Here is a 19,802-nt window from a genome sequence, read left to right as displayed (position 1 = left end):
GTCTACACCGAGGGCGCCTGCGAGCGTTGTCACAGGACTGACTTGCGATTGTCATGGGCAATTAACCCGGCGCGGGCAAGCTTGCCCAAACAATCGCAGAGGGTTGCCCATGACCAGCGCCGAGCTCGCCAAACCCAGTCGCAAGCAACGTGTGCGGACGTTGTGGATTTCCGATGTGCACCTGGGCACCCGGGATTGCCAGGCCGAACACCTGTCGCATTTTCTCAAGGGCTACCATGCGGACAAGATCTACCTGGTCGGCGACATCATCGACGGCTGGAAACTTCGCGGCGGCATGTATTGGCCCCAGGCGCACACCAATGTGATTCGTCGGCTGCTGACCATGAGCAAACGCGGTACCGAAGTGATTTACGTCACCGGCAACCATGACGAGTTCCTGCGCCGTTATTCGACGCTGATTCTGGGCAACATCCGACTGGTGGACGAAGCGGTGCACGTCACCGCCGATGGCCGTCATTTGCTGGTGATCCATGGCGACCAGTTCGACGTGATCACCCGGTACCACCGCTGGTTGGCCTTTCTCGGCGACTCGGCCTACGAATTCACCCTGACCCTCAACCGCTGGCTCAACCATTGGCGCGCCCGTTATGGTTATGGCTACTGGTCGTTGTCGGCCTACCTCAAACACAAGGTTAAGACTGCGGTCAGCTTCATCAGCGACTTTGAAGAAGCCATCGCCCACGAATGCGTCAAGCGCGAATTGCATGGCGTGGTGTGCGGACATATTCACCACGCCGAGATTCGCCGGGTGGGCGGGGTGGACTACCTCAATTGCGGGGATTGGGTGGAGTCATGCACGGCGCTGATCGAGCATTGGGATGGCTCGATCGAGTTGTATCGGTTGGCAGATGCCCAGTCGCGGGAGGCTGAGTTGAGGGCGGTGAAGATCGCAGAGCCGGCGTAAGAACCAGGTGTCCGGGCGCGCCTCTTCGCGAGCAGGCTCGCTCCCACACTTGATCTCCGGTGAATATGATAAAGGTGAACCAACGCGGATACTTGTGGGAGCGAGCCTGCTCGCGAATGGACCGCGTAGCGGTCCCCTCCGATTATCAGGCCGGCGCCTGCTCTTGCATCGCCGCCTTGTAAATCGAATTCTTAGGCGTCGCAAACAACCGCTCCATCATTGGTTCAAAGAAGCTCAACGGCAGCGTGTCATACGCCGGATCAAACGCCGCCGCGTCATACCTGGCGCAGAACTCGATCGTCGCCTGATACTGCGGATGGCCGCTGAATTGCTCGCGCAGGTGCCGATCCATGCCCAGGTGATGGAAGAAATAGTAACCTTGGAAAATCCCGTGTTTCTCCACCATCCACAGGTTCTCGACGCTGACGAACGGCTTGAGGATTGCCGCCGCGATGTCCGGATGATTGTAGGAGCCCAGCGTGTCACCGATGTCATGAAGCAGGGCACAGACCACGTATTCTTCGTCGCGGCCATCGCGCCAGGCGCGGGTGGCGGTTTGCAGGGAGTGGCTCAGGCGATCCACCGGGAAGCCGCCAAAATCGCCCTCCAGCAACTTCAGGTGCGCCACGATTCGTGTCGGCAACTGCCGGGCGTAGGCACTGAAGTCGGCGGCGATGATCGCCCAGTCTTCCTGGGTGCCGTCTTTCATGTGGGTGAAGCGGGCATTGGCGTTCATCGGCGGTCCTCTTCTGATTGATTGCGCCTAGAACGGCACGCGACCCAGGATCATGTCCCGGTACATGACGAAATCGCCGAGCAGGCTGTAAAGCGGATGCTGGAAGGTCGCAGGGCGATTCTTCTCGAAGAAGAAATGCCCGATCCAGGCGAAGCTGTAACCCGCCAGCGGCAGGGCCAGCAACATCAGCCAGGCGCCTTTGCCGATGGTCAGGGCCAGGATGAAAATCACCAGCGTGGTGCCGATAAAGTGCAGTCGTCGGCAGGTACTGTTGCTGTGTTCGCTGAGGTAATACGGGTAAAACTCAGCGAAACTGTTGAATCGCCTGATGTTTTCCACGACTGCGATCTCTATGGTTATCGTTCTGACTGCAAGTTGTTCTGCGGCTAGCTTATTTAAGTCTAGAGTGATCAATGGCATCAGCCAGTGACAATAGGCGCCACTTTACTATCCTTCGGAAAAACCGGCCGTAGCATGCGGCTCATCATGTAAGTAAACGCCATGAGCGAACGAACGACTTCTGCAAGCTGGGCGATGGGGATTGTCAAAGCACTGGAAATGGACGGCCTGGATTGCCGGGCACTGTTCAAGCAACTGGGGCTCGACTACGCGGCATTGGTCGATCCGGATGCGCGCTTCCCGCAAGATTCCATGACGCGACTGTGGCAGCGTGCGGTCGAGCTGTCCGGCAACCCGGCGATTGGCCTGAACATGGGCAAGGTGGTGCGCCCGGCCTCCTTCCATGTGGCGGGCTATGCCCTGATGTCCAGCCAGACCCTGGCCGAAGGCTTCCAGCGGCTGGTGCGTTATCAGCGGATCATTGCCGAAAGCGCCGACCTGAGTTTCCGCCTGCTGGATGAGGGGTACGCGCTGATTCTGACGGTTCATGGTGACCATCTGCCGCCCACCCGGCAGAGCGCCGAAGCCTCATTGGCCTGTGCGCTGGCTCTGTGCGGCTGGTTGACCGGGCGTACGCTGCAGCCGCGCAAGGTGCTGCTGCAAGGCGATCAACCCGTTGATATCGGACCTTATAATCAAGCCTTCCACGCCCCGCTGGTGTTCAACGCCTCGTATGACGCCTTGATCTTCGAGCGCGCCGACATGGAAGCGCCGCTGCCTACCGCCAACGAGGCGATGGCGCTGCTGCACGACCGGTTTGCCGGCGAATACCTGGCGCGGTTCTCTGAGAGCCGGGTGACCCACAAGGCGCGGCAGGTGTTGTGCCGGTTGTTGCCCCAGGGCGAACCCAAGCGCGATACCGTGGCGCAGACGTTGCACCTGTCGCAGCGCACCCTGCAGCGACGCTTGCAAGAAGAGGGCACGAGTTTTCAGACGCTGTTGGACGACACCCGGCGTGAACTGGCGGAGCAGTACCTGGCCCAGCCGAGCATGACCCTGCTGGAGATTGCCTACCTGCTGGGGTTCGCCGATCCGAGCAACTTCTTCCGGGCCTTTCGACGCTGGTTCGATGCCACCCCCGGCGAATACCGGGTACGGCTGATGGAAGCGCCGAACCGGGTCAATGACGCCAAAACGCCGGAATACACAGGACAAACACCGTAATGATCTCCAGCCGGCCCAGCAGCATGCCGAACGAGAGAATCCACTTGGCGGCGTCCGGCAGGGAAGCGAAGTTACCCGCCGGCCCGATGGTCTCGCCCAGCCCCGGGCCGACACCGGACACGGTGCTGGCCGCGCCGGTCAGGGCGGTCATCCAGTCAACGCCGAGCAGCGACAGCAATAGCGCGATCACGCAGATGGTGATGGCGAAGAAGAACGAAAAGGTCAGAATCGAGCGCACAATCTCTTCGTCGAGACGGTGACCGTTGTACTTCTGCTTGATCACCGCACGTGGGTGAATCAATTGGTTAAGGTTGGCCTTGAGCAGGATGTAAGCGACCTGGAAGCGGAAAATCTTGATCCCGCCGGCGGTCGATCCCGAGCAGCCACCGACAAAACCCAGATAGAAGAACAGCATCAGCGAGAAATTTCCCCACAGGCTGTAGTCCCCAAGCGCGAACCCTGTCGTCGTCACCACCGAGGTCACGTTCAGCGCCACGTGCCGCAGCGCCTCGAGCCAATGCAGCTGGGTGGTCCACCAGTACCAGGTACCGAGCACCAGCCAGGTCACCAGCAACATGCCGAGCAAGCCTTGCACCTGCTGATCGTTGATCAGGGCGCGGCGATTACCGCGCAAGGTCGCCACGTACAGGGTGAACGGCAGGCTGCCGAGAATCATGATGACGATCGCCACCCAGTGCACCGCCGGTTGCGTCCACTTGGCCAGGGACTGGTCGGAGGTGGAAAAACCGCCGGTGGAAATCGCCGACATCGCATGGTTGATCGCATCGAACGGGCTCATCCCGGCCCACCAGAACGCCAGGCTGCCGAAAATGGTAATGCCGACGTAGGCCGCCACGATCAAGCGCGCCACCATGTGCGAGCGGGGCATGACCTTTTCGGAACGGTCCGACGACTCGGTCTGAAACAGGCGCATGCCACCGATGCGCAGCAGTGGCAGGATCGCTACCGCCATGCCGATGAAGCCGATGCCGCCGATCCAGTGCAGCAACGAGCGCCACATCAGGATACCGGGTGACATGTCGTCCAGGCGGTTGAGCACGGTCGCACCGGTGGCGGTGATGCCGGACATGCTTTCGAAGAACGAGTCGGTATAGCTGATGTGTTGCGTCAGCAAAAACGGCAGCGCGGCGAAGATGCACACCACCAGCCAGCTGCTGACGGTCAGCAGGTACATGTCCCGCGGGCGCAGGTGCACGTGTTCGGGACGCCCGGGGATGACCAGGGCCAGGCCGGCGACAAAGGTGATCATGCTGGCCCAGAGGAACGACGGCAGGTCGCCGGTGCGCTCGAAGATCACCAGCGTGGCCATGGGCACGACCATGGCGATGGCCAGCGTGATCAGAAAGATGCCGATGATGAAACCAATAGTCCGTAAGGTCGGCAACGCCATGAAGTCCGCTCGGGCTGATAGTGGGAAGGGCGCCATTCTACCTGTGGGGCAGGGCATGTAAACCGGCACGGCCAGGGTAGTTGAAGCTAGAATAGCCGGACATTTTTTTCAGGAGGTGGCCGATGCAGGCTCTCGACGCTTTGCTCAACCGTGTTTCCGTTCCACGACTGCTCGAACCGGCACCCACTGCGCAGCAGCGCGAAGTGCTGTTTGCCGCTGCGATGCGTGCCCCGGACCATGGCCACCTGCAGCCTTGGCGCTTCCTGACGGTCGAAGGTGCGGCGCGCGAGCAGATGGGCGAGTTGCTGGCCGAAGCGGCGAAGCTGGCGGACAGCGAAGTGTCCGAGGCGGCGCTGGACAAGGCGCGCAACGGTCCGTTGCGCGCGCCGTTGGTGGTCGTGGTGATTGCGCGATTGCAGGATCACGTCAAATACCCCAAGTCCGAGCAACTGTTGGCGGCAGGCTGTGCGGCCCACGGGATCTTGCTGGCGGCCTATGCGCAAGGGATTGGCGCGGTATGGCGCACCGGTGAACTGGCTTATTCGCCGCATGTGGCCAAAGGGTTGGGGTTGGCGGAAGGGGAAGAAGTGATTGCGTTTCTTTACCTTGGCACGCCGCAGAAAGAGCCGCGCGTGGCCGAGAAGGTGGACCTGGCCGAATTCGTCAGCGCCTGGCCCGCAAAAGCCTGACGACACCGATCTAACTAATGTGGGAGCGAGCCTGCTCGCGAAAGCGGTCTTCCAATAACGTTGATGTTGGATGTGCTGCCGTCTTCGCGAGCAGGCTCGCTCCCACAGGGGTTCAGGGTTGAACCACCGCTCCGGGTATCAACGGCAATTCCAGGCTGGCGACGAACCCCCCCTGCGGATGATTGGCCAGCACCAGGCTCCCGCCATGCCGTTCCGCCGCACGGCGCGCAATCGCCAGTCCCAGGCCATGCCCCGCCGCAGTCTGTCCCGGCGCGCGATAGAACGGCTCGGCCAGCTGGCTCAAATGCTCGGCCTCCACCCCGGGCCCATGATCGCGCACACTGACCACAATCCGTTCGCCCTGACGTGACGCCTGCATTTCGATCGATTGCCCCACCGGGTTGAAGCGCTGGGCATTGCGCAGCAGGTTGTCCACCGCGCGTTCGATCATGGTCGGCCAGCCTTTGAGGTTCAGCTGCGGTTCGGCTTCGAGGCGCACGTGCTGTTCCGGCGAACCCAGTTGTGCATCTTTTTGCAGGGTGTGGAGCAAGGCATTCAGGTCCACGTCTTCGGCGCTCGCGTTATCGGCATCGACCCGTGCCAGCACCAGGATCTCGCTGATCAGCGCTTCCAGCCGGTCGCATTCACGGGTCAGGCGTGGCCAGAGTTTTTCCCGTTCTTCGGGGTTGGCCCGTTCGGCCAGCGCCAGCGCAATGCGCAGCCGGGCGAGGGGCGAGCGCAATTCGTGGGACACATCGCGCAGCAGTTGTCGCTGGCTGCCAATCAAACTTTGCAGACGGGCGCCCATGCGGTTGAAATCGTTGGCCAGCACGCCGAACTCGTCGCGACGGTTGGCCAGTTTTACCAGGCTGTTCTGCTGATAAGTGGTTTGCCCCAGGTCATGCACCGCACCGCGCAATCGACTCAGCGGTCGGGTGATCGAAAAGGTCACCAGCAGACTGAACAAGGTCAGCACGACCAGCGCGATGCCTAATGCACTCAGCGGCCAGAGCAGGCTTTCGCGGTGCCAGGCGTCCAGTTCCGGGTGCGGAATACGGTAGATGAGCAGGTAGGTATCGCCGGTTTTGGCGCTGGTGTACTCGTCGGTCAGGCGACGCCACGGCAGGCGGCGATCGTCGTTGTTCTGCCGTGCTTCGAAGGCCGCAGCACGCCGGGGGAAGGTGCCGCGCACCACCGGATCGCCGCTTTCGTTGAGCACCTGGACGTCGATGTGATATTGACGTTTGCGCTGCTCCAGAATGTCCTGGGCCGCTTCCTCTCCCTGGGCTTCGTAGGTTTGTGTCCACTGTTCGGCCAGGGTGTTGAGGCCCGGATGGCGGCTTAGAATCCACGCGTCCTGGTTGAGCATGTGCCCCAGCAGAATGGAAAGCCCTGCAACCAGAGCGATGGCCAGCCAGAAGCTGGCCAGGATACGCCAGAACAATGAGCGCACAGAAAATCCTCAGACGAACATAAACCCTGTGGGAGCGAGCCTGCTCGCGAAAGCGGAGTGTCAGTTAACGAATGCTTTTCCTGACATACCGCTTTCGCGAGCAGGCTCGCTCCCACATTGAACTGAATGGCAACAGACCCAACGGTGTTCAGCCGTTGGGTCCGGGGTTAGCGCATTATTGCGCTTTTTGCGGTTGCTGCGCTTTCCACGCCTTGAACTCGGCCCATTCGGCGCGACGTTCGGCCTTTTTCGTCTGGATCTCGTCGAATTGCTTCTGTTGATCCGGTTTCAGCAGGGCACGCACGTCGGCTTCGGCTTTCTTGTGGTTGGCGGCCATTTCATCCTTCATGGCTTTCTGGTCGGCTGGCGAGAGTTTTTCCAGGTACTTGTCGACCACTTGCTTACGCTCGTGCATCTGCTCGCCCATGATCTTGCGGATCTGCTCGCGCTGCTCGCGGCTCAGGTCCAGCTGGCTGTACGGGCCTTTGCCGTGCGAGCCATGCATCTGACCGCCGTGGCGTGAGCCGTCCATCGGACCCATGGGGCCGGCACCTTCAGGCATGGCCATGGCAACGGTCGGCAGGGCGGCAGCGAACATCAGAGCGATAAGAGTCTTGCGCATGGTGAATCTCCTTGTCTCGTTCCCGGTACGTTCCGGATGAGTTCAGATTACGCAGATCAAGGTCAGCGGCGGTCAGCGGAGCGTAAAGCTTGGGTAAAGACGATTGCTCGCCGACCTTACAAACACCGTGCCCCTGTAGGAGCGAGCTTGCTCCGGGCGGCGTTCCGACGATGGACGTCAACGATAACGCGTGCTGCCTGGATGAACGCGTTGGCCCGACGTTTTTCGTCGGAACGCCGCCCGGACCAAGCTCGCTCCTGCAAGCGCCTCGCAGATGACACATCAGAGGCTGTAGTAGTAACCACGGCTGCGCAGGGCGACGATGCGTGGGCGGCCGTCGGGATGTGGGCCGATCTTTTTGCGCAGGTTGCTGACGTGCATGTCCAGGCTGCGATCGTACAGGGTCAACTTGCGGCCCAGGGCGATCTGCGCCAGTTCCTGTTTGTCCAGCGGCTCGCCGGGTTGCTTGAGCAAGGCTTCAAGCAAACGGCTCTCGGAGACGGTGAGGGTGAACTCCTGCTCATCGATGCTGACCACGCCACGCACCGGGCTGAAGCACAGGTCGCCCAGTTCAAGCTGGCTGGACACCGCCGCCGGATGACTGCGGCGCAATACGGCGCGCAAGCGGGCTGTCAGTTCACGCGGGTCGCAGGGTTTGGCCAGGTAGTCGTCGGCGCCGAGTTCCAGGCCGAGGATGCGATCCAGCGGTTCGCCCCGGGCCGAGAGCATCAGCACCGGCAAGTCCGGATGATCGCTGCGCAATTGCTTGAGCAACTCCAGACCGCTGCCGTCGGGCAGCATCACGTCCAGCACCACGGCCGCCGGCGAGGTTTCAGCCAGCGCGCGACGGGCGCTCTGGCCGTCGTGGCAGGCACGGACGTGGAAGCCTTCCTGGCTCAGCCAACTGCTCAGGAGCTCACACAGCTCCTGGTCATCATCAATTAATAACAGCTCGCTCATGAATCACTCAATTTAGCCATTGCCGACGTTTCCTGGTTGCACCACTGGCGAAGATACCGCAGAGCAGGGCAACTAGCGCTACTCCCGCGCCGATGACGAACCATTGTTGCTGATCAGTCAATAGACGCGGCAGCGCACTGGTGGCCTGGGCTTCCTTCAGCTGCAGCTTCAGGCGCTGGTTCTCCTGGCGCAACCGGGTCAGCTGGGCACTCTCGCGTTCGCCATCGGCATTTTGCAACTGTTTTACCAGCTCTTCCCGTTGCCGTTCGCTCTCTTTCATGCGCTGCTGCAACTCGCTGACCTGGCTGGCGGCGCTCAGGGACGGCGACGTCGAATGACTGCCTTGGGTGCTTTCTTCACCGTGGGCGGATGCCACGATCGACAACGTGACCAACATCAGACACAACGGACCTTTGCGCATCGCGACTCCTGATTCCAATACGAGTGTTGGGCAGGTTGTCGGCCAGTAGACGGGAATAATGAGCGTTGAGAGCGCGATGAACCGATAAGGTTCATCGCGAGGGGGATGTTACGGCAGGACTTGCTTGAACGGCTTGACCGAAACGTTGGCGTAGACGCCCGCGGCGATGTACGGATCGGCGTCGGCCCAGGCCTGGGCGGCGCTCAGGGAATCGAATTCGGCGACGATCAGGCTGCCGGTGAAACCTGCGGCGCCCGGATCATTGCTGTCCACGGCCGGGTGCGGGCCGGCCAGAACGATGCGGCCTTCGCCCTTGAGCACTTGCAGGCGCTCAAGGTGCGCGGGCCGTGCGGCCAGGCGGGCTTCCAGGGAGTTGGCGACGTCTGTGGCAATGATTGCGTAAAGCATGTCAGTCCTCGGTTTTTGGCGTTGTGGTTTCGGCGTCGTGCAGATGGCGGGACAGGTAGATGCCCTGAGCGATCAGGAACAGCAGGGTCAGGCCCAGGCTGCCGAAGACCTTGAAGTCGACCCAGTATTCCTGGAACGTGAACGCGACGAACAGATTGGCGCCACCGCAGAACAGGAAAAACCCGATCCAGGCGACGTTCAAACGGGTCCAGACCGGCTCTGGCAATGTCAGCGCGTGGCCCATGATGCGTTTGATCAGCAATTGGTCACCGATGAAGTGGCTGCCGATGAACGCCAGGGCAAACAGCCAGTTGACCACCGGGGCTTTCCATTTCAGGAAGGTCTCGCTGTGGAACGCCAGGGTCAGGCTGCCGAAGACCAGGCAGGCGATGAGGGTCAGCCACTGGCTCTTCTCCAGCTTGCGCTGCTTGATATAGAGGGCGCCGTAAACCACCAGGGAGCTGACGATCAGCATCGCGGTGGCGCTGTAGATACCGCCTACAGTGACCTCGTGACCGGCGATGTCGACGACCCGTGGATCGATTTTGAAAACAATGAAAAACAGCAGGAGCGGGATGAAATCGATGAATTGTTTCACAGTGGCAGCCAGAAGCAGGATGTGGCGGCATAATAACAAACATATGGGCGCGCGATAGCGCCAGCTGATTTGAGGTAACACATCCCCGTGAATGTTGATTTGCACTGCCACAGCACGGCCTCCGATGGTGCCCTGGCGCCTGCGGTTCTGGTTGCGCGTGCGTTCGAGAAAGGCGTGCAAGTCCTGGCCTTGACCGATCACGACACCCTCGAAGGCCTTGATGAGGCCCGTAGCGCGGCGTCCGCGCTGGGCATGCAATTGGTCAATGGCGTCGAATTGTCCTGCACCTGGGGCGGCGCGACCATCCATGTGCTCGGCTACGGATTTGATGTCAATGCACCACCGTTGGTCGAGGCAATCGCGAAATTGCACGATGGCCGCTGGTTACGGTCCGAAGAAATAAGCCGCAAGTTGGCGTTGAAAGGCATGCCGGGAGCGCTGGAAGGTGCCCGGGCCATTCAGCAGGAACTGGGCGACAGCGGCAACGCGCCGGCCCGTCCGCACTTCGCCGACTGGATGGTGCGCGAAGGTTTCGTCAAGGATCGGGCCGAAGCGTTCCGCAAATGGCTGGGCGCCGGCAAGCTGGGGGACGTCAAGCAACACTGGCCGACCCTGGAAGACACTGTCGAAACCCTACGCGCGGCGAAAGCCTGGGTCAGCCTGGCGCATCCCTGGCATTACGATTTCACTCGCAGCAAACGTCGCCGGCTGATTGCCGACTATATTCAAGCAGGGGGCCACGCGATCGAAGTGGTCAATGGCCATCAGCCCGCCGAGCAAGTGGGCAGCCTGGCGATTCTTGCCCGTGAGTTCGGTCTGCTGGTCAGCGCCGGCAGTGATTTTCATGGCCCTGGAGGCTGGTCCGAGATCGGTGAATACCGCCCGCTTCCGGAGGATCTGCCACCACTGTGGTGTCGATTCAAACATGACCCAAATATTGCCGCCGTCTGAACAGGTAGAGAATGTGAGTCAATTTTTCCAGATTCATCCGGAAAACCCGCAAGCGCGCCTGATCAAACAGGCTGTCGAGATCATCCGCAAAGGCGGGGTGGTGATTTATCCCACAGACTCGTCCTACGCCATTGGTTGCCAGATCGGTGACAAGAACGCCGTGGAGCGCGTGCGCCGGCTGAGACAGCTGGATGAAAAGCACAACTTCGCGCTGATTTGCAGTGACCTGTCGCAACTGGGATTGTTCGCCAAGATCGACACCGGCACCTTCCGCCTGCTCAAGGCGCATCTGCCGGGCCCCTATACCTTCATCCTCAACGCCACCCGCGAAGTCCCGCGCCTGCTGTTGCATCCGAAAAAACGCACCATCGGCCTGCGCGTGCCGGCCCATCCGATTGCCCTGGCGCTCCTGGAAGAGCTCGGCGAACCGTTGATGAGTGTGACCCTGATCATGCCCGGCGACACCGACCCGATGAGCGATCCTTACGAAATGCGTCAGTTGCTCGAGCATCAGGTCGACCTGATCATCGATGGCGGTTTTGGCGGGATCAAGGCGTCCACCGTGATCAACCTCGCCGATGGCGAACCTGAAGTGATCCGCGTCGGTTGCGGCGACCCCGCGCCGTTCATGGCCGAGGCCTAGATGTCCGCAGTGGAACCCGTCGACAGTCAGGCCGGAGCCCAGCAAGAGCTGCCCTTCGCGATGGTCTACGGGCAGGCGGTCATGGAAATGCCGCTGGACCTGTATATCCCGCCGGACGCGCTCGAGGTTTTTCTCGAGGCCTTTGAAGGTCCCCTCGACCTGCTGCTGTATCTGATCCGTAAACAGAACATCAACATCCTCGACATCCCGGTGGCGGAAATCACCCGCCAGTACATGGGCTATGTGGAGCTGATGCAGTCGGTGCGCCTGGAGCTGGCCGCGGAATACCTGGTGATGGCCGCGATGCTGGCCGAAATCAAATCGCGGATGTTGCTGCCCCGTGCCGAAACCATCGAAGACGAGGAAGACGACCCGCGCGCCGAACTGATCCGGCGCTTGCAGCAGTACGAACGCTTCAAGGCCGCTGCCGAAGGTATCGATGGCTTGAGTCGCGTCGGTCGTGACGTGGTGGTGCCCAAGCTCGATGCTCCTGAGGCTCGCGCGCGCAAGCTGGTGCCGGACGTGAGCCTGGAAGAGTTGCTGATGTCCATGGCCGAGGTCCTGCGCCGGGGTGACATGTTCGAAAGCCACCAGGTCAGCCGCGAGGCTTTGTCCACTCGCGAACGCATGAGCGATGTGCTGGAACGGCTCAAGGGCGGCGGTTTCGTGCCCTTTGTCGAGCTGTTCACCGCTGAAGAAGGACGTCTGGGGGTGGTGGTGACCTTTATGGCGATCCTCGAACTGGTCAAGGAATCCCTGGTCGAGCTGGTGCAGAATGAGCCGTTCGCGGCGATCCATGTCCGGGCCCGAGCCGAATAACGAGTTGAATCATGAACCTGACTGAACCCCGCGAGCTGGCGCCACTGCTTGAAGCCTTTCTGTTGGCCTCGGGAAAACCGCAATCGCTTGAACGCCTGTTCGAACTCTTCGAAGAGGCCGAACGGCCGGAGCCGCCGGTCTTCAAGAAAGCCCTGACGATTCTGGCCAAGTCCTGCGACGGCCGCGCCTTCGAGCTGAAGGAAGTGGCGTCCGGGTATCGCCTGCAGATCCGCGAAAAGTTCTCGCCGTGGGTAGGCCGTTTGTGGGAAGAGCGCCCGCAACGCTATTCCCGCGCCATGCTCGAAACCATGGCCCTGATCGCCTATCGTCAGCCGATCACCCGGGGCGAGATCGAAGACGTACGGGGTGTGGCGGTCAACACTCACATCGTCAAGACCCTGCTGGAGCGGGAGTGGATCCGCATCGTCGGCTATCGCGACGTCCCGGGAAAGCCGGCCATGTTCGCCACCACCAAGGCCTTTCTCGACCATTTCAACCTGAAGAACCTGGACGACCTGCCGCCGCTGGCCGAATTACGCGAGCTGGAGCCTGATCCGGTGCTCGATTTCGACGACGCGCCGGTGCCGGCCGGGCTGCAGGAACTGGCGGATGCCAGTGCCGAGCCGGAAGAGCCCAAGGAAGAAACCAGTTTCCATACGTTGTTGCTGGAGCTGGACACCATGGAGGAGGGGCTCAAGACGGATTTCGACGACATCCTGCGCGATGGGGCGGTGACTGAAGCCGAGGAGGTGTTGGAGCAGCCAGCGCCCGAAATCGAAGTTGAACTTCAAGTCGAGCCCGAAGCCACACCTGTAGAAGAGCAGGAAGAAGAGCAGGAAGAAGAGCAGGAAGAAGAGCAGGAAGAAGAGCTGGAGGATGACGTCCTTGGCGTCGCCGAAGCCCGCGAGAAACTCCTGGCCGCCGTCGCCGCCCTGGAGCAACACAAGCCCGAACCTGAACTGAGCGACGAAGAAGCCGAAGCCAGGGCCCTCGCCGAAGCCATCGAAGCCGAACGCCGCGAACTCGAAGACTGAGCCGAATCTTCGGGCCGGTGAGATCCCTGTGGGAGCGAGCTTGCTCGCGATAGCGGTGGGTCAGGTAACAATGATGTCGATTGACACTCCCTCATCGCGAGCAAGCTCGCTCCCACAGGGGTTATGTGTTCCGGAGTTGGTAATGAGCTCAACCAAAGACCCCTGCATCAGCGTCTGCAAATTCACCGACGACAGCATCTGCATCGGCTGCGGGCGCAGCAAGCGCGAGATCAAGGCCTGGAAGAAACTCGACAAGGCCGACAAGCGCACGGTGCTGGCTGAAGCGGCGCTGCGGTTGATCAGGCTCGGCGCCACCGGTCGGCGGAAAAGCAAATAACCTGGCCTCCATCGGCTAGTCTCTGATGCGCAAACGCTGCCATGAGCGTATGATTCGCGACCCTTCGGCGATCCCTTCGCCCGAGAGCCAAGTTTCAACTCTTCAGGACCCTCACTTCAGGGGTGCCTGAACAGACCACACCGGGAGGTGCCCAGATGAGTATCAAAGACCAGAAAGACGACCAGGAAATCGGCCCAGCAGGCGAAAAGCTGCAGAAAGTCCTCGCCCGTATCGGCGTCGGCTCGCGCCGTGACGTGGAAGCCTGGATCAGCCACGGCCGCATCAAGGTCAATGGCAAAGACGCCACCCTCGGCCTGCGCGTCGACCTGCATGACGCCATCACCATCGATGGCAAGGTGATCAAGCGCGAAGAAGCCGCCGAGTCGGTACGCCGCGTGATCATGTACAACAAGCCCGACGGTGAGATCTGCACCCGTGACGACCCTGAAGGCCGTCCGACCGTGTTCGACAAGATGCCGCGCCCGAAAGAAGGTCGCTGGATCAACATCGGTCGCCTGGACATCAACACCACTGGTCTGCTGATGTTCACCACCGACGGTGAACTGGCCAACCGCCTGATGCACCCGTCCTACGAAATGGACCGTGAATACGCAGTCCGTGTACGTGGCGAAGTCGATGACGAGATGATCGAACGGTTGAAGGCAGGCGTCGTCCTCGAAGACGGCCCGGCCAAGTTCACCGACATCAAGCAGGCTCCCGGCGGCGAAGGTTTCAACCACTGGTACCACTGCGTGGTCATGGAAGGCCGCAACCGCGAAGTCCGTCGTCTGTGGGAATCCCAGGGCCTGGTGGTCAGCCGCCTGAAGCGCGTGCGTTTCGGTCCGGTGTTCCTCAATTCCGACCTGCCGATGGGGCGCTGGCGCGAAATGAGTCAGTACGAAGTCGACATTCTGAGTGCTGAAGTCGGTCTGACGCCAGTGGCCATGCCGCAGTTGAACGCCAAGAGCAAAGACAAGCTCGAGCGTATGCAGCGTAAATCGTCCCGTCCGGTGGGCAAGACCGAGCGTGTACGGACCCTGCGTCCTGCCGCCGGTGCGCCGGCAGCCGGTCCGCGTGCTCCACGTGAGCCGCAGATCGAAGGCGAGCGTCCGGCCCGCAAGCCAGCAGCACCTCGTGCAGACGGCGAGCGCGGTCCACGCACGCCGCGTCCGGCCAACGGTCGCACCGAACGTGGCGAAGGCCGCGGTGCGCCAAGCGGTGGCCGCAGCGATCGCGGTGCGCCGGCCGGTCGTGGTGAATCCCGTGGTGATACGGGTCGCGGTACGCCAGTGGCGGACCGTCCGTCCGACACCAAGCGCCCGGCCAAGCCAGCGCCGAAGAAACGCCCGGGCATCGTCCTGGTCGACAAGGACGCGCCATCGGGCAAACGCCGTGGTGCGCCAGCCGGTTCCGGCCAGCGTCCGGGCTTCGGTCGTCGCAAGCCTGAGTAATCGGTAAGCGCTTCATAAAAAACGCCAACCTTCGGGTTGGCGTTTTTTTTTGGGGTGCTTTCACTTGATGAGGTGGTGCCTGCACTGACGCCTTCGCGAGCAAGCTCGCTCCCACAGGGTGAGTGGGCGTACGCAAGGTCCGTATGCACCCCGGAACACTGTGGGAGCGAGCTTGCTCGCGATGGCGCCAGTGGCAACTCCGACCGGGTTCGGACTGGAATATCAGCGTTACGCCCTGTAACGAAAATCTGACGGAATCTACCGACGGGTCCTTTGAACTCGTGATTTTCAACGCGCTGTAACGAAATACTTCCATCTAGTTGCCATTCCGAACCCATCACAGCGCTCTGGCCCGCTTGTTTCACAGCCTCATCAAGGGTCAGATGCGCCCCATGCCTGTCGTGCAGGTGCATAACAAGAAGGAGGCGCAATGTACGCCGTGACTCATTTTCATCTCTCACCAAAGGGCGCTTTTTCCGCCGCCTCCGTCCATGACCCGCAAAGGTCTGACTCAATTTTTGCAGCCGCCCGAGACGCTCGTGGCGGACACAGGCAATCCCGGCAAACGACACGTTGATCGAGCGGTGTCTGGTAGCAGGGGGTTACAGGTGTACAATGCGCCGCGTTTTAACTGTGACCTCCTGCGCATCTGCGCAAACCTCAAGGTTATCCACCTTGTTCACTCCGACGCGTCACGAGCGTGTCGGGTCCGATTTCGTCACAGATAAAAACAAACAGGTGACGCATGACCGTTGTAAAAACGCTGGACTCCCGGTGCCTGCGCTGGGGTTTGATCGGCGCTGCTTGAAGCCGTAACCGAGCAGCAACGTCTAACGAACATCATCAAACCTTGCGTGAGACCCTTTTCATGAGTGGACAAAACTCGCATTCAGGCGAGCTGAAGCGCGGCCTGAAAAATCGCCATATTCAACTGATCGCCCTCGGTGGCGCGATCGGTACCGGACTGTTCCTCGGCTCGGCCGGCGTACTGAAATCCGCTGGCCCATCGATGATCCTCGGCTACGCCATCTGTGGCTTCATTGCCTTCATGATCATGCGCCAACTCGGCGAAATGATCGTCGAAGAGCCGGTGGCCGGTTCCTTCAGCCACTTCGCGCACAAGTACTGGGGTGGTTTCGCCGGCTTCCTGTCGGGCTGGAACTGCTGGATTCTGTACATCCTGGTGGGCATGTCGGAGCTGACCGCGGTCGGCAAGTACATCCATTACTGGGCGCCGGACATCCCGACCTGGGTCTCGGCCGCCGGGTTCTTCATCCTGATCAACCTGATCAACCTGGCCAACGTCAAAGTCTTCGGTGAGGCCGAGTTCTGGTTCGCGATCATCAAGGTCGTGGCCATCGTCGGCATGATTGCCCTCGGCAGCTACCTGCTGGTCAGCGGCAACGGCGGTCCGCAAGCTTCGGTGAGCAACCTGTGGTCCCACGGCGGCTTCTTCCCGAACGGGATCAGCGGTCTGGTCATGGCCATGGCGATTATCATGTTCTCCTTCGGCGGTCTGGAAATGCTCGGTTTCACCGCGGCAGAAGCCGACAAGCCGAAAACCGTGATCCCCAAGGCCATCAACCAGGTCATCTACCGGATCCTGATTTTCTACATCGGTGCACTGGTCATCCTGCTGTCGCTGACGCCATGGGACAGCCTGCTGGCTACCCTGAACGCCTCCGGCGATTCCTACAGCGGAAGCCCGTTCGTCCAGGTGTTCTCGATGCTCGGCAGCAACACCGCCGCGCACATCCTCAACTTCGTGGTGCTGACCGCCGCCTTGTCGGTGTACAACAGCGGCACCTACTGCAACAGCCGCATGCTGCTGGGCATGGCCGAGCAGGGCGATGCGCCGAAGGCCTTGTCGAAGATCGACAAACGCGGGGTTCCTGTACGTTCGATCCTGGCGTCGGCGGCAGTGACGCTGATCGCCGTGCTGCTCAACTACCTGATTCCGCATAGCGCGCTTGAGCTGTTGATGTCGCTAGTGGTAGCGACCCTGGTGATCAACTGGGCAATGATCAGCTTCTCGCACTTCAAGTTCCGCCAGCACATGGACAAAACCGCACAGACGCCGCTGTTCAAGGCGTTGTGGTACCCGTACGGCAACTACGTCTGCCTGGCGTTCGTGGTGTTCATTCTGGGCGTGATGCTGTTGATTCCGGGGATCCAGATCTCTGTGTATGCGATTCCGGTGTGGGTCGCGTTCATGTGGGTTTGCTACGGCATCAAGAACAAGCGCAGCGCGCAGCATGCGTTGCAGGCTGCAGTGAAATAACGCAGCCGCAGTAACGACAAACCCGGCCAAGTGCCGGGTTTTTTGTTTTCGGGTTCACACATAACCCTGTGGGCTTGCACTACCCCTGTGGGAGCGAGCTTGCTCGCGATGAGGGAGTGTCAGCCGACTCAACACTGCCTGAGACACCGCCATCGCGAGCAAGCTCGCTCCCACATTAATGGCCCGCATTCTCCTTCAGGCTATTCGGGTATCCTGAATGCCCTGAACCCGGACGCTTTTCCATGCTGGTGATTTCCAACAACGTGCATCTGCCGGATGCCGAGATCGAATTGACCGCCATTCGTGCCCAGGGCGCCGGTGGGCAGAACGTCAACAAGGTCTCCAGCGCGGTGCACCTGCGCTTCGACATTCCGGCCTCGTCTCTGCCCGAGTTCTACAAGGAGCGGCTGCTGGCACTGCGTGACAGCCGTATCACCAGCGACGGCGTGCTGATCATCAAGGCCCAGCAATACCGCACCCAGGAAGCCAATCGTGCCGATGCGCTGGAGCGTTTGACCGAGTTGATCCTCAGCGCGACCAAGGTCGAAAAGAAACGCCGTCCCACTAAGCCGACCCTCGGTTCGAAGAAGCGTCGCCTGGAATCCAAGACCAAGCGCGGCAGCATCAAGGCCGGGCGTGGCAAGGTCGATTTCTAGCGGGTTTCTCGCGCTTCGCGGTACTTCTCATTAAAGTGCTTCGGCGCCTGTCGGTACAGGTAAATGCTCAGTGCCAGGCCACTCAGGGCGGCGAGGGCAGCGAACAGAAAGATCGAGGCAAAACCAAATCCCGCCGCAATTGCCCCCGCCAGCGGTCCGGTAATCCCCAGCGACAAATCGATGAACAGCGAATAAGCCCCGACCGCCGCACCACGGCTGGAGGCCGGCACCAGGTTGACCGCTTCAACCCCCAGCGCCGGGAACACCAGCGAGAAGCCGAATCCGCTCAACGCTGCGCCGGCCAGCGCCCAATGCGCATCCGGCGCCAGCCACAGCAATAGCAAGCCCAGGGTTTCCACCGACAGGCAGGCAATCGCCACGCGAAAGCCGCCGAGGCGGTTGATCAGGTTGCCGAACAATAAGCGGGCGCCGATGAAACTGGCGCCGAACAGGCTCAGGCACAGCACCGCGTTGTCCCAGTGTTGCGTGGCGTAATACAGGGTGATGAAGGTCGCGATGGTGCCGAAACCGATGGAGCCCAACGCCAGTCCGCAGCCGTGGGGCAACACCCGCCCGAGCACATGCATGAACGGCAGGCGTTCGCCGGCCACGATCGGCGCTGCGGTTTTCGGCCAGGCCAGCGCCAGTCCGAGCACGGCCAGCAGCACGATACTCATGCCCATGCTCCACAAGCCCACTTGACTGACCAGCAGCACCCCCAGCGGTGCGCCGACCGCCAGTGCGCCATAACTGGCGATACCGTTCCAGGAGATGACCTTGGCGGTGTTCGCCGCGCCGACCCGGCCGATGCCCCAGCCGATCGAGCCTGAACCGACCAGGCTTTCCGCGCTGCCGAGCACCAGTCGGCCAATCAACAGGCTGATCAGGCTCAAGGTCGGCAGGCTCTGGGTCCAAGCCGAAATCAGCATGAACACACCGCTCAAACCGCAACCGGCGAGGCCGTACATCACCGCGAGCTTGCTACCCTTGTTGTCAATGATTTTCCCGGCATAAGGGCGGCTGAGCAGGGTGGCCAGGTATTGCACGCTGATCACCAGGCCGGCGATCACCGCGCCGAAGCCCAGGTCGCTGTGGACGTAGCCAGGCAATACCGCCAGGGGAATGCCGATATTCAGATAGCCGATGAAGGTAAAGAGGACGATGGAGACAACTTGCAGCGTGACCGCCAGGGGGCGCTGGTTTTCAGACATGAGGTAATGGTCCACGGTAAAGCAGGATAGATAGGCTGCTTATGATAACGGCGCGAGCGGCCGCGGACCGGGAAAAAGTAAAACTATTTGCCGCGGGGGCTTATTCAGGGGTGTGCGGAGCAACCAGTTGCGTCGTGACCAGGGCGGCCAAGGCGTTTTCTTCGCTGCCGAAACGGGCGAGCAAGGCGGCTTGTTTCTCGGGTGACAGGCGATTCCAGATCTCGATCATTCTCTCGGCGGTGCCGATCAGAACGCTGGCCTGGCTGTCGTTGAATTCGGTGGTCATGGGGGCGGGGCTCTGGGGTTCAGGCGGTGTGGAAAGCGCATGTTAGCGCTTTCCACACGGTCTGGCATTGCAGGTGTATCAGTCTTCGCTGTCGGCCTTGCGGCGTTCAGTTGCTTCTTCCTTCTCGGGCTGTTGGGCACCGGCTTGTTGCGTGGTCGTCTGCTCAGTTTCGTGCAGGCTTGGGAAGGGGAGATTAGGAATCTCGTGCATATCGCGCTCCTCGCTAAGTCTGTTGATAGATCTGGGTAGATCCGCGCTTTTAAAAAAGCCTGGGAAGGATACAGCAGTGGAAAAGACAAATAGAGTTTTATATCCATTTGTTTCGACGGATGGGGTTGTATAGACAG

At 60.9% G+C, this 19,802-nt stretch carries 23 protein-coding genes; 11 read left to right on the top strand and 12 right to left on the bottom strand.

The window, feature by feature from the left end:
• The first annotated feature begins 109 nt into the window (after positions 1 to 109).
• On the top strand, positions 110 to 925 hold the full coding sequence (locus ACA041_RS23635; RefSeq protein WP_497437946.1) for a UDP-2,3-diacylglucosamine diphosphatase: 816 nt from the start codon (positions 110 to 112) through the stop codon (positions 923 to 925).
• Between the two features lie 145 nt (positions 926 to 1,070).
• Here the strand turns inward: ACA041_RS23635 and ACA041_RS23630 are convergent, their stop codons facing one another.
• Together ACA041_RS23630 and ACA041_RS23625 are read right to left on the bottom strand one after the other, a co-directional pair.
• Entirely contained in the window at positions 1,071 to 1,661 is a 591-nt protein-coding gene (locus ACA041_RS23630) for an HD domain-containing protein (RefSeq protein WP_497437945.1), read from the bottom strand.
• A 27-nt stretch (positions 1,662 to 1,688) separates the two neighbouring features.
• Complete coding sequence (locus ACA041_RS23625; RefSeq protein WP_497437944.1) at positions 1,689 to 2,000, bottom strand: Mpo1-like protein; 312 nt, start codon at positions 1,998 to 2,000, stop codon at positions 1,689 to 1,691.
• A gap of 162 nt (positions 2,001 to 2,162) precedes the next feature.
• Here ACA041_RS23625 and ACA041_RS23620 point away from each other — a divergent pair, with 162 nt between their 5' ends.
• Positions 2,163 to 3,224, top strand: a complete 1,062-nt coding sequence (locus tag ACA041_RS23620) for an AraC family transcriptional regulator (protein WP_497437943.1) — start codon at positions 2,163 to 2,165, stop codon at positions 3,222 to 3,224.
• Here the strand turns inward: ACA041_RS23620 and ACA041_RS23615 are convergent.
• Positions 3,181 to 4,635: a TrkH family potassium uptake protein gene (locus ACA041_RS23615; RefSeq protein WP_497437942.1), complete on the bottom strand. Its 1,455-nt coding sequence runs from the start codon at positions 4,633 to 4,635 to the stop codon at positions 3,181 to 3,183. The two genes, ACA041_RS23620 and ACA041_RS23615, sit on opposite strands and share 44 nt — an antisense overlap.
• Before the next feature lie 122 nt (positions 4,636 to 4,757).
• On the opposite strand from ACA041_RS23615, the gene ACA041_RS23610 reads away from it, so the two are divergent.
• Complete coding sequence (locus tag ACA041_RS23610) at positions 4,758 to 5,324, top strand: NAD(P)H nitroreductase (protein ID WP_497437941.1); 567 nt, start codon at positions 4,758 to 4,760, stop codon at positions 5,322 to 5,324.
• A 112-nt stretch (positions 5,325 to 5,436) separates the two neighbouring features.
• On the opposite strand, the gene ACA041_RS23605 is transcribed toward ACA041_RS23610, so the two are convergent.
• The 6 genes from ACA041_RS23605 to ACA041_RS23580 all read right to left on the bottom strand — a co-directional run bounded on the left by ACA041_RS23605 (position 5,437) and on the right by ACA041_RS23580 (position 9,786).
• The gene (locus tag ACA041_RS23605; protein ID WP_497437940.1) at positions 5,437 to 6,777 is read right to left on the bottom strand and encodes a sensor histidine kinase; all 1,341 of its coding nucleotides are present in this window, start codon (positions 6,775 to 6,777) and stop codon (positions 5,437 to 5,439) included.
• A 175-nt stretch (positions 6,778 to 6,952) separates the two neighbouring features.
• Positions 6,953 to 7,399, bottom strand: a complete 447-nt coding sequence (locus ACA041_RS23600) for a Spy/CpxP family protein refolding chaperone (RefSeq protein WP_497437939.1) — start codon at positions 7,397 to 7,399, stop codon at positions 6,953 to 6,955.
• A 282-nt stretch (positions 7,400 to 7,681) separates the two neighbouring features.
• A complete protein-coding gene (locus ACA041_RS23595) occupies positions 7,682 to 8,359 on the bottom strand; it encodes a response regulator transcription factor (RefSeq protein WP_008156129.1) in 678 nt (225 codons plus the stop codon).
• Between the two features lie 7 nt (positions 8,360 to 8,366).
• Positions 8,367 to 8,780 carry an SH3 domain-containing protein gene (locus ACA041_RS23590; RefSeq protein WP_497437938.1) on the bottom strand — a complete coding sequence of 138 codons (414 nt, stop codon included), beginning with the start codon at positions 8,778 to 8,780 and terminating at the stop codon, positions 8,367 to 8,369.
• Positions 8,781 to 8,888: 108 nt separating this feature from the next.
• Positions 8,889 to 9,188 carry a YciI family protein gene (locus ACA041_RS23585; RefSeq protein ID WP_008156126.1) on the bottom strand — a complete coding sequence of 100 codons (300 nt, stop codon included), beginning with the start codon at positions 9,186 to 9,188 and terminating at the stop codon, positions 8,889 to 8,891.
• 1 nt (position 9,189) lies between these two features.
• Positions 9,190 to 9,786, bottom strand: coding sequence for a septation protein A (locus tag ACA041_RS23580; protein WP_497437937.1), 597 nt, complete (start codon positions 9,784 to 9,786; stop codon positions 9,190 to 9,192).
• Positions 9,787 to 9,873: 87 nt separating this feature from the next.
• Here ACA041_RS23580 and ACA041_RS23575 point away from each other — a divergent pair, with 87 nt between their 5' ends.
• The 8 genes from ACA041_RS23575 to arfB all read left to right on the top strand — a co-directional run bounded on the left by ACA041_RS23575 (position 9,874) and on the right by arfB (position 17,958).
• The gene (locus ACA041_RS23575) at positions 9,874 to 10,737 is read left to right on the top strand and encodes a PHP domain-containing protein (RefSeq protein WP_497437936.1); all 864 of its coding nucleotides are present in this window, start codon (positions 9,874 to 9,876) and stop codon (positions 10,735 to 10,737) included.
• Between the two features lie 13 nt (positions 10,738 to 10,750).
• The gene (locus ACA041_RS23570; protein ID WP_064680778.1) at positions 10,751 to 11,380 is read left to right on the top strand and encodes an L-threonylcarbamoyladenylate synthase; all 630 of its coding nucleotides are present in this window, start codon (positions 10,751 to 10,753) and stop codon (positions 11,378 to 11,380) included.
• On the top strand, positions 11,381 to 12,199 hold the full coding sequence (locus tag ACA041_RS23565; protein ID WP_497437935.1) for a segregation and condensation protein A: 819 nt from the start codon (positions 11,381 to 11,383) through the stop codon (positions 12,197 to 12,199).
• Positions 12,200 to 12,210: 11 nt separating this feature from the next.
• The gene (scpB, locus tag ACA041_RS23560; protein ID WP_497437934.1) at positions 12,211 to 13,233 is read left to right on the top strand and encodes an SMC-Scp complex subunit ScpB; all 1,023 of its coding nucleotides are present in this window, start codon (positions 12,211 to 12,213) and stop codon (positions 13,231 to 13,233) included.
• Between the two features lie 142 nt (positions 13,234 to 13,375).
• Positions 13,376 to 13,570 carry a DUF1289 domain-containing protein gene (locus tag ACA041_RS23555; RefSeq protein ID WP_497437933.1) on the top strand — a complete coding sequence of 65 codons (195 nt, stop codon included), beginning with the start codon at positions 13,376 to 13,378 and terminating at the stop codon, positions 13,568 to 13,570.
• A 155-nt stretch (positions 13,571 to 13,725) separates the two neighbouring features.
• Entirely contained in the window at positions 13,726 to 15,021 is a 1,296-nt protein-coding gene (gene rluB / locus ACA041_RS23550; RefSeq protein ID WP_497437932.1) for a 23S rRNA pseudouridine(2605) synthase RluB, read from the top strand.
• An 868-nt stretch (positions 15,022 to 15,889) separates the two neighbouring features.
• Positions 15,890 to 17,302, top strand: coding sequence for an amino acid permease (locus ACA041_RS23545; RefSeq protein WP_497437931.1), 1,413 nt, complete (start codon positions 15,890 to 15,892; stop codon positions 17,300 to 17,302).
• Between the two features lie 242 nt (positions 17,303 to 17,544).
• The gene (gene arfB / locus ACA041_RS23540) at positions 17,545 to 17,958 is read left to right on the top strand and encodes an alternative ribosome rescue aminoacyl-tRNA hydrolase ArfB (protein WP_003222786.1); all 414 of its coding nucleotides are present in this window, start codon (positions 17,545 to 17,547) and stop codon (positions 17,956 to 17,958) included.
• On the opposite strand, the gene ACA041_RS23535 is transcribed toward arfB, so the two are convergent.
• The 3 genes from ACA041_RS23535 to ACA041_RS23525 all read right to left on the bottom strand — a co-directional run bounded on the left by ACA041_RS23535 (position 17,955) and on the right by ACA041_RS23525 (position 19,665).
• Positions 17,955 to 19,169: an MFS transporter gene (locus tag ACA041_RS23535; protein WP_497437930.1), complete on the bottom strand. Its 1,215-nt coding sequence runs from the start codon at positions 19,167 to 19,169 to the stop codon at positions 17,955 to 17,957. The two genes, arfB and ACA041_RS23535, sit on opposite strands and share 4 nt — an antisense overlap.
• Before the next feature lie 100 nt (positions 19,170 to 19,269).
• Complete coding sequence (locus ACA041_RS23530; protein ID WP_497437929.1) at positions 19,270 to 19,455, bottom strand: hypothetical protein; 186 nt, start codon at positions 19,453 to 19,455, stop codon at positions 19,270 to 19,272.
• 78 nt (positions 19,456 to 19,533) lie between these two features.
• Positions 19,534 to 19,665 (bottom strand): hypothetical protein, encoded by a 132-nt coding sequence (locus ACA041_RS23525; RefSeq protein ID WP_497437928.1) that lies wholly within the window; start codon positions 19,663 to 19,665, stop codon positions 19,534 to 19,536.
• Between the last annotated feature and the right edge of the window lie 137 nt (positions 19,666 to 19,802).

Source organism: Pseudomonas sp. LBUM1676, from assembly GCF_059695605.1.
The sequence above is the reverse complement of the archived record's forward strand: the minus strand, read 5'-3'. Positions and strand labels throughout refer to the sequence as shown.